Below are 14,821 nucleotides of genomic sequence, written 5' to 3' on the forward strand. Positions count from 1 at the left end.
TATTGATAATTATATAAGATATAAATAAAAACTAGGGGGGACACAATATGAATACGTTGGAAATAGTTTCTAGATTAGTGTTAGCTTTAGTCCTTGGAGGGCTAATAGGATTAGAAAGAGAGAAGATACATCAGTTTGCAGGATTTAGAACTCATATACTAATTGCCCTAGGGGCATGTATATCTGCAATAGTATCTATTGAGCTTGTAGCTGATTATGCAAGCAGTGATCCTTCTAGAATACCAGGTCAAGTTTTGACAGGGATAGGGTTTTTAGGTGCCGGGGCTATACTAAAGACTAAGGGGGGTGTTAAAGGTCTTACAACTGCCGCAGGAATGTGGGCAACTGCATGTCTAGGGCTGGCTATTGGATGTGGATATTATACTCTATCTATATTGGGTTGGCTTTCTATAGTAATAACGTTATTTTTGCTTAGAGTTGGTTCTGAATTTTTATTTAGAAATGAAAAAAATACTATAAGGATAAAAGTTGAAGATTTAAAAATGCTTTCTATTATATGTAAAAAATTAGAGGAAGGGCAAATTGTTATAAAAAATATCAATGTAGAGTGCTGTAATAGTGATTCATGGGAACTTGTGTTAACTGTGCTTCACGATAGGAGAATAGTTTTAGGACTTATAACTCACGAAATTACAAACCTAGATGGTATAATAGGTATAGAGTATACTGAATAGATTTTAGAATATATAAAAAATAAAGATGGAATATTTTGATCAAAGTGTATAGAATATAAGGTATATCAAATAATAAAAATACAATATAAATACATTACAAATGAGACTGAGGTGTAGAGTTTGAAAAAAGATATTAAGATTGTTACAGATGGATCTTGTGACTTCCCAAAAGAAATATTAAAAAGAGCAAATCCGGACTTAGTAGGGATAAATGTTTCTTTTGGAGACGAATCTTACGTTGGGGGATTAGAGATTGATGATGTCACTTTCTATGAAAAAATGAGGTCAAGTGCTGAATTACCAAAGACTTCTAGCCCTTCACCAGAAAGATTTATAGAACTTTTTAAAAATGAAAATCACGAAGAGCTATTAGTAATAACACTGACTTCTAAACTATCTAGTACTTACAGCAATGCGGTTCTAGCTAAACAATTATACCTAGAAGAACATCCAGAAAAAAGAATAGAAGTAGTAGATAGTAAAAGCGGATCTATAGGAGTTGCACTAATGATTTCAAAGTGTGCAAAACTAATAGAAGAAGGCAAAAGTATGGATGAAATACTCGAAGATATAGAAAAACAGCAAAAGGATATCGTATTCTATGGAGTTTTAGATACTTTAGAAAATGCAGTTAAAGGCGGTCGAGTTAATCCTATTGCAGGAAAAATAATCAGTGTATTAAATTACAAAGTTTTGATTAAAATAGATGAAGGTCTAGTAAAACCTATAGACAAGGCAAGAGGGGAAGTTAACAGCCTTAAAAAGCTGTTTGATTATGTGAAAAATAGTGTCGGAGATGTTACTGGTAAATCTATTACAATCGCACATTCAAACTGCCCAGATAAAGTAACAAAAATAAAGAGGTATATAGAAGATCATTATGATTTTAAAGAGATATTAACCGCAAGTATAGGACCTATAATGGGAACATTTACATCAGAAGGAGCGATACTTGTAGCTGTCTTATAACATTATAAAAGGAGTGTTAGTATTGGGAACAGATAGAAGTAAAATAGATGATAAATTTAAATGGCAACTTGATAAAATGTATTCGAGCAAAGAAGCCATTGAAAAGGACATAAAGACTGTAAAAGAATATATAAATGAAGTTAAAGAGTACAAAGGTAAATTAGGCGAAAATAAAGAAAATTTTTTAAATGCACTTAGCGTTTATGAAAATGCGTCTAAATTAGTTCAGAATTTATACGTTTACACACATATGAAGCAACATGAAGATACGAGAATCAATACGTATCAAGGAGACGCTTCAAGAACAGAAATGTTATCTGCTGAGCTGAGCATGGCAACATCGTATATAGTACCTGAAATACTAGCTATGGATGAAAAGTTGCTAAATGAATTTTTAAAAGATGAAAAAGTTTCTTTCTATAAAAAGTTTGTCGATGATTTGCTTAGAGATAAACCTCATACACTTAGTGAGAGAGAAGAGGAGCTTCTGGCAGCTACATCAGAAATATCATCGGTTCCAGAAAATGTATATGATATGCTTGCATATGCAGACATGGAGTTTCCAGAGATAGAAGACGAAAATGGAGAAAAGGTTAGAATATCTCATTCAAATTACTCTCTATACATTAAGAACAAGGACAAAAGAGTTAGAAAGGATGCTTTTGAGGCAGAGTTCAATACTTATGGAATGTATAAAAACACATTTGCATCGACTCTTTACGGTGCTATAAAATCTGAAATATTTTATGCTAAAGTGAGAAATCACAAGTCGGCGATAGAGGCATCTCTATTTGAAGACGATATAAATGTAGAGGTTTATGACAACTTGATTTCAGCTATAGATGAAAGTTTGCCTACTCTAAATAAATATATTGAATTAAAGAAAAAATTCTTGGGACTAGATGAAATACATATGTATGATCTATACGTTCCACTTACTGAAAAATATGATATAAAGATACCGTACGAAGAAGCTCAAGACATAATTTTAAACGCTTTAGCGCCACTTGGGGAAGACTATCTAAATGTAATTAGAAAGGCCTTTTCAGAGGGTTGGATAGATGTATATGAAAATGAAGGTAAAAAAGGTGGGGCATACTCTTGGGGTAGCTACGGATCTCATCCTTATATACTTATGAGCTATAAAGATGATCTAAACTCACTGTTTACATTGATACATGAGCTTGGTCACTCGGTTCATAGCTATTACTCAAAATCTACACAGCCGTATATATATTCTAGTTATAAGATATTTGTAGCAGAGGTAGCATCTACTTTAAATGAGTTGCTTTTAATCAATTATTTACTAGAAAAATCAGACTCAAAAGAAGAAAAAATATATCTTCTAAACTATTATCTAGAGCAGTTTAGAACTACAGTTTATAGACAAACTATGTTCGCTGAGTTTGAGAAGATAACACACGCTAAGATAGAGGAAGAAGAACCTCTTACAGCAGAGGAATTTACAAATATATACTACGATTTAAACAAGAAGTACTATTCAAAATCAACAGTAGTAGATGAATTAATTGGATTAGAATGGGCTAGGATACCGCATTTTTACTCTAACTTCTACGTGTATAAATACGCTACAGGATTTTCAGCAGCAAGTGCATTAAGTAAACAGATTTTAACTGGAGAAGAAGCTGCAAAAGAAAGATATATAAACTTCTTGAAGAGCGGAGGTTCTGATTTTCCGCTTAATCAGCTAAGAGTTGCTGGAGTGGATATGGAGAAAAAAGAATCAGTAGAAGAAGCGATAAATGTATTTAAAAGTTTAGTAGATGAATTAGAAAAAGAACTGTAAAAATACTAAACATAATTTTAAGGATAAATAAATTTATAAAAATTGAAAAATATAGGAATGGCTGTATTTACTTTTTCTTAACAAGTATGTAATATCGGCTTAACAAAAATTAGTTATTATGTAAATAGAGCTTTATTTATATAATAACTTTTTTTATGGGAGGAAAACATCTATGTTTAAATATAAAAAGGTACTATTTTTATCTGTAGTGCTATTGACAGGAGTTTTATTTGTTGGGTGTAGTAAAGATAATAATAACGGAGATAGACATAAAGTGACGATATCCGGGTCTACATCAGTAGGGGCTGTAATGGAACCTCTAGTAGAAGAGTACAAAATAACTTTGAGCAATGATATTGATTTAGAAGTTCAGCAAATAGGTTCTTCATCTGGAATAAAAAATACTATTGAGGGAACATCTGAGATAGGTATGACATCGAGAGATTTAAAAGGCGATGAGAAAAAAGCGGATTTATCGGAAACAAAGATTGCCCTTGATGCAATTGCCATAATCACAAATGGAGACAACAAAGTAAGTAATTTAACTAAAGAGCAAGTTAAAGATATCTTTACAGGTAAAATCTCTAATTGGAAAGAGTTAGGTGGTCACGACAGCCCTATAGTAGTGGTTTCTAGAGAAGACGGGTCTGGAACGAGAGAAGGATTTGAATCAATAGTAGGATATGGCCCAGAAGAACTTGTTAAAAACGCACTTATAAGCGATGGTTCTGGAAATATCAAGACGACAGTATCAAATAACAAAAATGCAATTGGGTATATCTCACTGGGATATGTGGACAAGTCTGTAAAGAGCGTATCAATTGACGGTGTTGCCCCTAGTAGTGAAAATGTAAAAACACATAAATATGCTATATCTAGACCGTTTCTACTTATATACAAAGATGAAAAGCTTACAGAAGAAGGTCAGAAATTTATAGACTATATACTTGGTGATGAAGGTCAGAAAGTAGTCGAAAAACACGGATTTGTAAGTGTAAAATAGCGTTTAAATATTTTTTTATAAGTTATTTAATAGAGGATTAATTGAAGCTCGATTTGGGTATTCTATATTATAGACTTTGTTAATTTTAGGCTGTTATTTCGAGTGAGATAACGGCCTTGTTTGCGGGAGAAAGACGCTTGAATTATTATAGATAAGTAAACTTGGTCGAAATATTTGCATAAAAACCTATATTATAGTTCGATATTTCAAGAGGCGATATATAAACCTTAACGAACTTTACGGATGCTTAACTTCTCTATAACATCAATTTAACTTTAAAAATATAAAATAAAGATAGATAATACATACAAAAAATAAACTTAAACAAGCAGAGTATTATAGCTTCTTAAATATAGTAGGTGTTTGTAAAGGAGGATATAAATGTTGGCAAAATCAGGAGATGTTAAATTTGATAAAAAAAGCGTAAGTAAATCACCAAACAAGAATAAATTGAAGTATTTGATTGATGAAATCGCTGAACATGTATTTATGATCAGTGCACTCTTAGGTGTAGCGTGCTTATTTATAATAATAGGTTTTGTATTTTATAAAGGGTTAAAGCCATTTATATTTGAACATTACTCGTTTACAGAATTTTTATTTGGAAATGAGTGGGTACCTTCGATAGGTGTTTTCGGAATTGCACCGATGATAGTTGCTTCAATAGTAGGTACTTTAGGAGCTCTTTTTATAGGTGTCCCAATTGGAGTTCTTACTTCAGTGTATATCGCAGAATTAGCACCTAAAAAAGTAGCTAAGATAATTTCACCAGCAATTGAGCTTTTAGCAGGTATACCATCAGTTCTATACGGTATATTTGGAGTTGTGGTAATTGTGCCAGTTATTCAAAGTGTATTCAATGCGCCAAAGGGACAAACTCTATTAGCGGTTATAGTGGTTCTTTCAATTATGGTTTTGCCTACAATTGTATCTGTATCAGAAACGGCTATTAGAGCGGTGCCTAAAGCATATAAAGAAGGTTCACTTGCACTTGGTGCATCTAAGATCGAAACAGTGTTTAAGGTAGTTATACCAGCAGCTAAATCGGGAATTTTATCTGCTATAGTTTTAGGATTAGGAAGAGCTCTGGGAGAGACAATGGCTATAATATTAGTTGCGGGAAATTCAACTATATTGCCAACATCTTTACTAGACAGTGTAAGACCTCTTACTACAAACATCGCCCTTGAAATGGGTTATGCGTATGGAACTCATCAAGACATGTTATTTGCAGCAGGGGTAGTACTATTTGTATTCATATTAATGTTAAATCTTATATTAAATAAAATTTCCAACAAGGTGGTTAAATAGAATGAGAAAGTTTAAAGAAAACTTACTAAAAGCGTTAATATTTTTATCAGTGTTTTTCACAATCGCATGTTTAGTGTCAATAGTTGGTTTTATTTTTATAAAAGGTATATCGAAGTTAGACTTGCAGTTCTTGACTAGTGGGTACTCTTCAAGTGGAGCTGGTGGTATTCTTCCTATGATTATAACAACACTTTACACTGTAGCTGTATCTATTTTAATAGCAACACCTCTAGGCATACTAAGTGCTATATATTTACAAGAGTATGCTAAACAAGGCAAGCTAGTTACATTAGTTAGATTCGCAACAGAGGCACTAGCAGGTATTCCATCTATTATATACGGATTGTTTGGGGGAATATTCTTTGTAGTTACTTTAGGTATCGGATATTCGATACTAGCGGGATCACTGACATTATCTATAATTATACTTCCAGTGATAATTCGTACTACTGAAGAAGCTCTAAAGACAGTACCGCAAGTGTATAAAGAGGGGTCTTTAGCTCTTGGAGCGACAAAATTTCAAACTTTGTACAAAGTTATACTTCCTAGTGCAATACCGGGAATATTATCTGGTATAATATTATCAGTAGGTAGAATAATAGGCGAGTCTGCTGCAGTGCTTTTAACAGCAGGTACGGTAGCAAATATGCCAGGTGGAATTTTTGACAGTGCAAGAACTTTGACAGTTCATTCATATCTGCTTACAAAAGAAAGTGGAGATATATCAGCAGCAACCGGCGTCGGTATAGTTTTAATAGTTCTAGTCTTTGTACTAAACATTTTAACAAAATTTGTAGTTAAAAAGTTCAATAGAGCTAATTATTAAACGAGAGGTGTAACTATGTATTTGGACAACAATATGAAAATTAGTGTTAAAGATTTAAATTTATTTTATGGAGAAAAACAAGCTCTAAAGAATATAAGCATAGACATAAAGGAAAACAAAGTAACTGCTTTGATAGGTCCATCAGGATGCGGAAAGTCTACTTTTTTAAGAACCTTAAATAGAATGAACGATCTTATTGAAAATGTTACAATAGACGGTAAAATAGTGATTGATGGAAAAGATATTTATGAGTCTCAAGATGTTATAGATCTTAGAACAAAGGTTGGTATGGTATTTCAAAAGGCGAATTTGTTTCCTATGAGTATATATGATAATATAGTTTATGGACCTCGTATACAAGGGGTAAAGGACAAAAAAGTATTAGATAAAATAGTTGAAGAGAGTTTAAAAGGAGCGGCTATTTGGGATGATGTAAAAGATAGTTTGAAATCATCAGCTTTAGGTCTATCAGGAGGCCAGCAACAACGTATATGTATAGCTAGAACTATGGCGATGAAACCAAAAGTTATACTAATGGATGAACCGACTTCTGCGTTAGATCCAATTTCTACAGCTAAGGTAGAAGAGCTTATAGCAAGTTTAAAAGGACAGTATACAATAGTTATAGTTACTCATAATATGCAACAAGCAGCACGTATATCTGATGAGACAGCATTTTTCTTAAATGGAGAGATAATAGAATTTAGAGATACTAAAACTATGTTTACTAATCCTACAGATAAACGTACAGAAGATTATATAACAGGTAGATTTGGTTAATAATTTTATATTAAATAATTGGAGTGTTAAGTATGAAAATTAATAGTTTGGATGTAAGCATAGACAATTTAAAAGAGTACATCATCACTATGATGGAAAAATGTGAAGTGGCGATAGATAAGTCGGTTACTTGTATGGTAAATAGAGATATAGAAGGTGCAAAAGAAGTTATTAAAAACGACGATATCATAAATGAATTAAGAGAACAAATAAGAGATAAAAGTATTGAGCTTATAGTTTTAAAGCAGCCTATGGCGAGAGATCTTAGGATTATATACGCATTTGCAAATATAGCGATAGAACTTGAGAGAATAGGTGATTATGCAGCAAATATTTCAAAAGAAATGTTGGAAATCGTTAAGGAAGCATATATAAAAGACCTTGTAGATATACCTAAGATGTCTGAGGTATGCGTAGAGATGTTGGCTAAAACGAGACATTCACTAGAAACTCTAGACACAAAGCTTGCTTATAGTATTGGTGATATGGATGATGAAGTAGATCATTTATATACTCTTATTAAAAGAGATTCACTTGGTATAATGCACAGAAAACCTGAGACTATAGATCAAGGGGTTAAACTTTTATTTATAGGTAGATATTTAGAGAGAATCGGCGATCACATAACGAATGTATGCGAACAAATTATATATGCAGTAGATGGAGATATGGTTGAGATAGGTTAATCTTATCTCTTTTTTTAATTATTTTGAAAGTTTAGTATATGTTTCTGGAAAATGAAAAAAATAACGATATGTGTTATACTAATGAAAAGTTATTAAAAAGACATTATTTAAATTAATATCTTTTTGGAGGTTATTGTTTTGAGAATACCAAAATTGGGAATGAGAACTATAAAGACTGGGATAGCTGTATTCTTCTGTATGTTACTTGGGAAATTTGTAGCAGAAAATTTATTTTTTTCAGCAGTTGCATGTATTATTTCGGTTCAAGATACTGTAAAAGGGTCACTTAAATCTGGATTTAATAGAGTTGCGGGGACTATATTGGGCGGTATTATTGGATTTTTATTTGCACTTATAAAGCCGGGAGATCCGTTTTTATGTAGTATTGGTATAATTATTACAATATATATATGTAATCTCTTAAAGGCAAATACTATTGTTGTAGGATGTGTTACATTTTTGGCAATACATCTAGGAGTTGGAACAAGCGACCCAGTATATTATTCTATCCACAGGGTTTTGGATACATCTGTCGGAGTAGTATTTGGTGTCGTAGTAAACTACGTACTTGCCAGACCAAATTATTTTGATAATACATTAGATAAATTTAAGATGATTGAAAATATGACTCTTGAATGGGTTAAGAATAGAATAGTCGATAAAGAAGAAAAGGATGCGTCTGAGATAAAAGAGGTAATTCAAAGATTAGAGAGCATTTACTCAAAGTATTTGGATGAAGTAGACTATAGTCTAAGCCAAGCAAATGTGGATATATTAGAAAAAACTATAAATACATGCAGAGAAATTTACTTCCATATGCAGTCGATATGTTTGCTTGAAGATAAACTGTACTTAAAAGAAGAGACTTATAATTGTTTGAAGGACACTTTTGGCGTAGAAAAACTTGATTGGACTATTGATGAGGAAAAAAGTCCTGTATTCAATTATCACCTTATGAAAATACTGTATGAGATCGAATTTTTAAATAAATTGAACACTTCTATAACTTTAGAGGAAGATTTATAAAATATGTAAATAAATTAGGGTATTTCCGGAAACATTATACTTATATTGAGTATAAATCCAGGAAATACTTTTTTTATTTATTTTTAATATAACAATGATAAATAGAATAAATTGCTCAAAGCCAAGGAGGAAGTTTATGAATAATGTAAAAAACGAAGTAAAAGTACTCGATAAGTATAAGATGTTGATCTTCAATGAGCTGGTAAAGTCAATATGGTACGATAAAACTGATGATATAGATAAGATACCAGATAGAATCTTAAATGAAGATAGCTCTTATGAAGAAAAATTTGATAAACAGACTATAGTAAATCTAATAAGAATAGTAATGGGATTAGAGACGGCTGATGATTCACCTAAAACTGTAAAAGATATACTACAAGAGGCAAAAGATTTGCGAGAAGTTAAGGAACCAATAGTTTCGGTAATAAAAGATGCGTGTAAATACTGCGAAAACAACGGAGAGGATGAATCGTGTTCGGTTAGGGATAAACATATGAGTCACCATGAAGAATCCTCTTGTAGCACATGTGGAGACTGTATATCAGCATGTAGGTTAGGAGCTATATCAGACAAAATCCAATTTGTTCCCATGATTGATCTGCTAAAGGATGATAATAAACTTGTGTATGCTATAGTTGCACCAGCATTTGTAGGACAATTCGGCAAGGAAGCTACTCCGGGAAAATTGAGATCAGCGTTAAAAGAGATGGGGTTTAAGGATATGATAGAGGTATCTCTAGCCGCTGACATGTTGACTGCGAAAGAGGCCTATGAATATCAACACCATATAGAAAATAAAGATAGTGGGTACTTTATAACAAGTTGCTGTTGTCCAATTTGGGTCAGCTTAATACAACATAGTTTTCCAGAGATAATTGAAAATGTATCTCCATCTGTATCGCCGATGGTGGCTTGTGGAAGGGCGATTAAATTTTTAGATCCAGATGCAAAAGTAGTATTCATAGGCCCTTGTATTGCGAAGAAAAAAGAGGCTACTCTAGATGATATTAAAGACGCAGTTGATTACGTTTTAACATTTAAAGAGTTGGAAGAAATTTTTGACGCCCTTGAGATAAAGCCTCAAGAACTAGAGGATGAAGAGAGATCTGAAGCTTCAGCGGCTGGAAGAGTATATGCTAGGACTGGTGGAGTAAGTAAAGCAGTAGAGACATCAGTTAAGAGACTGAATAAAGATATCCCATTTGTAGCTACATCATTTGATGGAGCTAAAAGCTGCAAAGAGGGAATGAAGAAAGTAATTAATAAAGAGCTTGAAGCTACATTTATAGAAGGAATGGGATGTGTCGGAGGATGTGTCGGAGGACCGAAGAGGATTATTAGCGTAGAAGAAGGGACTCAAAATGTAAACGACTACTGTGATGCTACAAATATGGAGACGCCATTTGATAATGTCAATGTACTTCAATTTTTAACGTCACTTGGTATAAAAAGGTTAGAGTCTTTAGGTGAAAAAGAAGAAGAACAAGTCAAAAAGATATTTAGTAGAGACTTTATAAATAAAAAATAGATCAAATAAAGTTATAAACCTTCTGCATTTACAATAGAATATTAAAAAAGGCATTATTTTGAGCAGTTTTAATGTATGTAGTAGAGGGAGATTTGGGGGATGAATTTAAAAAACAAGAAGATGATTATTAGTTTGATTATTGGTCTAGCCGTTTTTATTAGTTTTATTGGTGTAAGAGAAGTCGCTAAGCAAAGCAGTAAAAGTGTACAGACTTCAACAGCAGTTGAGCTTGATAAAAATGAGGTTGACCAAATTTTACAAAAGAAGACCCTGAGTGAGATAATGTACAAAACTTCCCAAGAAAAAAATAAAGGACCTGGAGCTACTCCGAAAAAAGTGGCTTACATAACAATAGATGATGGTCCTAGTAAATATACTAATGAGTTATTGGATATACTAAAAGAAAATGATGTCAAGGCTACATTCTTTCTCATCGATAGAAATATGAAAAGCTATAAAAAAGAAGTCAAAAGGATAGTAGATGAGGGGAATAGTATAGGTTTTCACAGTGTATCACACGATGTAAAAATGCTTTATAAGACACCTCAGGCAACTTTAGATGAATTTGAAACTTGTAAAAATACTATGAAAGAAATAAGTGGTCAAATATCTAATTTAATAAGGTTGCCGTATGGAAGTAAGCCATATATGCCAGAGAGTTCTTATAAAAAACTAGTTGCCAATGGATACTTGATTTGGGACTGGAATTTAGATACACTAGACTGGAAATCCAGTGAGGATCAGATAGTCAGCAATGTACTTTATTATGGCAGAGAGAGGGATGAACTTGTAGTTCTCATACATGAAAAAGAACAGAGCGTAAAAGCTCTAAGCAGTATCATAGAAATATTGAAAGAGAGAGATTACACAATTCTTCCTATAAGTGAAAATGAAATTCCTAAAAACTACTGGAGAGAGAATTTGAAGTAATTTTAAAATTGAGAATAAGGTCTATAAGATAAACTAAAGAGAGTCTATTCAAATATAGATTAATTATGATAACTGATTTAGAAAATTCTGAAAATAATCAAAAAGTAATTGACAAAATGAATAATAGTTGTATAATAGTAATTACATTAAATACTGTGATGAAGAGGAGTAAGTAAAAACTGCTTTAAGAGAGGGAAATTCACCGGCTGAAAGATTTCCTAAGTACAGATTTACTGAAGGTAGCTTCGGAGTTTCTAGACTGAAATAATAGTAGGTTTGGACGGGTTGAACCGTTAAATTCTTTTGAGAGCCAAAGTATATGATATGCTTTGGAATTAAGGTGGTAACGCGAGCTTTTCGTCCTTTGTTGGACTTAAAGCTCTTTTTTATTTGTCGAAAATTAACAAAATAGGAGGTAAAATTTATGAAAGAAATCAATATGGCAAAAACGTACAATCCAAAAGATTTTGAATCAAGACTGTATAAGACATGGATGGATAAAGGATACTTTAAGAGTTCACCAAATCCTGATAAGAAGCCTTTTACAATAGTTATGCCGCCGCCAAATATAACTGGACAGTTACACATGGGGCATGCACTAGACAACACTCTTCAAGATATACTTATCAGATGGAAACGTATGGATGGTTTTGAAGCACTATGGATACCAGGAACAGATCACGCATCTATAGCGACTGAAGTTAAGGTTGTTGAAAGAATCAAAGCAGAAGAGGGAAAAACTAAGTACGAACTTGGTAGAAAAGAGTTTTTAAATAGAGCTTGGGACTGGAGAAATGAATTCGGTAGAAAAATAGTAAATCAACTTGAACAACTTGGAAACTCATGCGACTGGGATAGAGAGAGATTTACAATGGATGAAGGGTGTAACAAATCTGTTACTGAATTCTTCGTAAAACTTTATGAAAAAGGTCAAATATACAGAGGAAATAGAATAATTAACTGGTGTACAGATTGTAAGACTACACTATCTGACGCCGAAGTTGAGTATGAAGATCAAGATGGAAACTTTTATCACATAAAATACCTACTTAAAGATAGCGATGATTTCTTAGAAATAGCGACTACAAGACCAGAAACTATTTTAGGGGACTCTGGTATAGCAGTAAATCCAGAAGATGAAAGATATAAAAAATATATAGGGAAAACAGCAATACTACCGATTGTAGGGCGTGAATTAAAGATTGTAGCTGATGACTATGTTGATTTGGAGTTTGGAACAGGTGTAGTTAAGATGACTCCAGCGCATGATCCTAACGATTTTGAGGTTGGTCAAAGACATGATCTAGAGCAGATAAATGTAATGAATGAAGATGGAACTATGAATGAGCTTTGTGGAAAATACGAAGGCATGGATAGATTTGAATGTAGAAAAGCCATAGTTAAGGATCTTGAAGGTGCTGGATACTTAATTAAAATAAAAGAGCACGACCACAATGTTGGTACATGTTACAGATGTCATACTGTAGTAGAGCCAAGATTATCTGAGCAATGGTTCGTTAAGATGGACGAACTTGCTAAGCCAGCTATAGATATATTAAATAATAAAGATCTTCAACTTGTACCAGACAAGTTTGATAAGACTTATCTACAGTGGCTTGAGAATATAAGAGACTGGTGTATTTCTCGTCAGTTGTGGTGGGGGCATCAAATACCTGCTTACTACTGTCAAGATTGTGGGGAAATAATGGTTGCTAATTCTGCACCTAAAAAATGTAGTAAGTGTGGAAGCGCTAATTTAAAACAAGATGAAGATGTTCTAGATACATGGTTTAGTTCTGCGCTTTGGCCTTTCTCTACTCTTGGATGGCCTGATAAAACAGAAGAATTAGATTACTACTATCCAACAAGTGTACTTGTAACAGGTTACGATATAATTTTCTTCTGGGTAGTAAGAATGGCATTTGCAGGAATGTTCTGTATGAATGAAAAACCATTTGATCACGTACTAGTTCATGGGCTTGTAAGAGACTCTCAAGGTAGAAAAATGAGTAAATCTCTAGGAAATGGTATAGATCCTCTTGATATAATCGGTGAATTCGGTTCAGATGCGCTAAGATATACATTAATAACAGGAAATTCCCCGGGAAATGATATGAGATTCTACATGGAAAGAGTAGAATATGCTAGAAATTTCGCAAATAAGCTATGGAACGCATCTAGATTCGTATTTATGAATATAGAAGGCGATGAATTTAAAAATATAACTAGAGAAGATGTTAAAGACAGTTTAACTCTAGGAGATAAGTGGATAATATCTAGAGCTAATGACTTAGTTAAAGAAGCTACTCAAAATATGGATAAATTCGACTTAGGGATAGCTCTACAAAAAATTTCGGATTTCACATGGTCAGAGTACTGCGATTGGTATATCGAGATAGTAAAACCTAGACTTTATGGTGAAGATATAGAAGCTAAAAAATCAGCTCTTTATACATTAACTTATGTTTTAGAGAAAGTATTAAAAATACTTCATCCATATATGCCATTTATTACAGAAGAAATTTACACTCATATACCTGGTTCGGAAGGATTTATTATAGTAGCAGATTGGCCTAAATATACTGAAGAAGATTGCATGGCAAGAGAAGAAGACATGATGGAAACTATAATGAGTGGAATTAGAAGTATAAGAAATGTTAGATCTGAGATGAATGTTCCACCATCTAAGAAAGCTAAAGTTATTATAGTTCCTAATGATGACTCAAAAGAAGCTTTTGAACTTGGAAAGAACTATTTCACTACTTTGGCTTCTGCTTCAACAGTAGAAATAATAGGAGATAAATCTGGAATACCAGAAGATGCTGTAAGTATTGTTAACGATGGAGGAGAAATATTTATACCACTTGCAGAACTTGTAGATTTCGAAAAAGAAATAGAAAGACTTTCAAAGGAAAAAGATAATATAGAAAAAGAGATAAAGAGAGTAAATGGAAAGCTTTCTAACCAAGGATTTTTAGCTAAAGCACCTCAAAGCTTAGTAGATGAAGAAAAGGCTAAAAAAGATAAGTTTGAGGATATGCTTAAATCTGTAGAAGAAAGACTTATAAATTTAAACGCGAAAACTAATTAATTTTTATTGGGTAAAAAGATAGCTTATAGTTTTAATAGACGTATCAAATTATATTTGGTACGTCTATTTCCTTTTAATATAGTCTTAAAAGAAGTATATTTTCAAGCTTTTGATAAACCAATATATTCATGCTAGTGCAATTTTACATAGTCAGAATATATTGAAA

At 32.7% G+C, this 14,821-nt stretch carries 12 protein-coding genes and 1 other annotated feature; all 12 genes read left to right on the plus strand.

Going from position 1 to position 14,821, the window contains the following annotated elements; all coding sequences use genetic code 11:
* Positions 1-47: 47 nt before the first annotated feature.
* The 12 genes from T473_RS0109295 to T473_RS0109350 all read left to right on the plus strand — a co-directional run bounded on the left by T473_RS0109295 (position 48) and on the right by T473_RS0109350 (position 14,655).
* Entirely contained in the window at positions 48-695 is a 648-nt protein-coding gene (locus T473_RS0109295; RefSeq protein ID WP_024621648.1) for an MgtC/SapB family protein, read from the plus strand.
* Between the two features lie 120 nt (positions 696-815).
* Positions 816-1,664, plus strand: a complete 849-nt coding sequence (locus tag T473_RS0109300) for a DegV family protein (RefSeq protein WP_024621649.1) — start codon at positions 816-818, stop codon at positions 1,662-1,664.
* A gap of 22 nt (positions 1,665-1,686) precedes the next feature.
* The gene (gene pepF / locus T473_RS0109305) at positions 1,687-3,471 is read left to right on the plus strand and encodes an oligoendopeptidase F (protein WP_024621650.1); all 1,785 of its coding nucleotides are present in this window, start codon (positions 1,687-1,689) and stop codon (positions 3,469-3,471) included.
* Positions 3,472-3,643: 172 nt separating this feature from the next.
* Complete coding sequence (locus T473_RS0109310; RefSeq protein WP_024621651.1) at positions 3,644-4,474, plus strand: phosphate ABC transporter substrate-binding protein; 831 nt, start codon at positions 3,644-3,646, stop codon at positions 4,472-4,474.
* Positions 4,475-4,855: 381 nt separating this feature from the next.
* Entirely contained in the window at positions 4,856-5,785 is a 930-nt protein-coding gene (gene pstC / locus T473_RS0109315) for a phosphate ABC transporter permease subunit PstC (RefSeq protein WP_024621652.1), read from the plus strand.
* 1 nt (position 5,786) lies between these two features.
* Positions 5,787-6,611 carry a phosphate ABC transporter permease PstA gene (gene pstA / locus T473_RS0109320; RefSeq protein ID WP_024621653.1) on the plus strand — a complete coding sequence of 275 codons (825 nt, stop codon included), beginning with the start codon at positions 5,787-5,789 and terminating at the stop codon, positions 6,609-6,611.
* Positions 6,612-6,626: 15 nt separating this feature from the next.
* Positions 6,627-7,391 carry a phosphate ABC transporter ATP-binding protein PstB gene (gene pstB, locus T473_RS0109325; RefSeq protein ID WP_024621654.1) on the plus strand — a complete coding sequence of 255 codons (765 nt, stop codon included), beginning with the start codon at positions 6,627-6,629 and terminating at the stop codon, positions 7,389-7,391.
* Between the two features lie 32 nt (positions 7,392-7,423).
* Positions 7,424-8,077, plus strand: a complete 654-nt coding sequence (phoU, locus tag T473_RS0109330; protein ID WP_024621655.1) for a phosphate signaling complex protein PhoU — start codon at positions 7,424-7,426, stop codon at positions 8,075-8,077.
* 138 nt (positions 8,078-8,215) lie between these two features.
* Positions 8,216-9,103, plus strand: coding sequence for an FUSC family protein (locus T473_RS0109335; protein ID WP_024621656.1), 888 nt, complete (start codon positions 8,216-8,218; stop codon positions 9,101-9,103).
* 136 nt (positions 9,104-9,239) lie between these two features.
* Complete coding sequence (locus tag T473_RS0109340) at positions 9,240-10,634, plus strand: [Fe-Fe] hydrogenase large subunit C-terminal domain-containing protein (protein ID WP_024621657.1); 1,395 nt, start codon at positions 9,240-9,242, stop codon at positions 10,632-10,634.
* 99 nt (positions 10,635-10,733) lie between these two features.
* On the plus strand, positions 10,734-11,564 hold the full coding sequence (locus T473_RS0109345; RefSeq protein WP_024621658.1) for a polysaccharide deacetylase family protein: 831 nt from the start codon (positions 10,734-10,736) through the stop codon (positions 11,562-11,564).
* Positions 11,565-11,710: 146 nt separating this feature from the next.
* Positions 11,711-11,932, plus strand: a binding site (T-box leader).
* A gap of 56 nt (positions 11,933-11,988) precedes the next feature.
* Positions 11,989-14,655: a valine--tRNA ligase gene (locus T473_RS0109350; RefSeq protein WP_024621659.1), complete on the plus strand. Its 2,667-nt coding sequence runs from the start codon at positions 11,989-11,991 to the stop codon at positions 14,653-14,655.
* Positions 14,656-14,821: the final 166 nt, after the last annotated feature.

Origin of the sequence: Clostridioides mangenotii TR (genome assembly GCF_000498755.1) — a bacterium.
Classification (GTDB): Bacteria; Bacillota; Clostridia; order Peptostreptococcales; family Peptostreptococcaceae; genus Metaclostridioides; species Metaclostridioides mangenotii_A.

Bases quoted from the DNA above. Each gene is read 5' to 3' on its own strand.
- T473_RS0109345 (WP_024621658.1), top strand. From the start codon at position 10,734: ATGAATTTAAAAAACAAGAAGATGATTATTAGTTTGATTATTGGTCTA.
- T473_RS0109340 (WP_024621657.1), top strand. From the start codon at position 9,240: ATGAATAATGTAAAAAACGAAGTAAAAGTACTCGATAAGTATAAGATG.
- pstA (WP_024621653.1), top strand. From the start codon at position 5,787: ATGAGAAAGTTTAAAGAAAACTTACTAAAAGCGTTAATATTTTTATCA.
- pstC (WP_024621652.1), top strand. From the start codon at position 4,856: ATGTTGGCAAAATCAGGAGATGTTAAATTTGATAAAAAAAGCGTAAGT.
- phoU (WP_024621655.1), top strand. From the start codon at position 7,424: ATGAAAATTAATAGTTTGGATGTAAGCATAGACAATTTAAAAGAGTAC.
- pstB (WP_024621654.1), top strand. From the start codon at position 6,627: ATGTATTTGGACAACAATATGAAAATTAGTGTTAAAGATTTAAATTTA.
- T473_RS0109295 (WP_024621648.1), top strand. From the start codon at position 48: ATGAATACGTTGGAAATAGTTTCTAGATTAGTGTTAGCTTTAGTCCTT.
- T473_RS0109310 (WP_024621651.1), top strand. From the start codon at position 3,644: ATGTTTAAATATAAAAAGGTACTATTTTTATCTGTAGTGCTATTGACA.
- T473_RS0109350 (WP_024621659.1), top strand. From the start codon at position 11,989: ATGAAAGAAATCAATATGGCAAAAACGTACAATCCAAAAGATTTTGAA.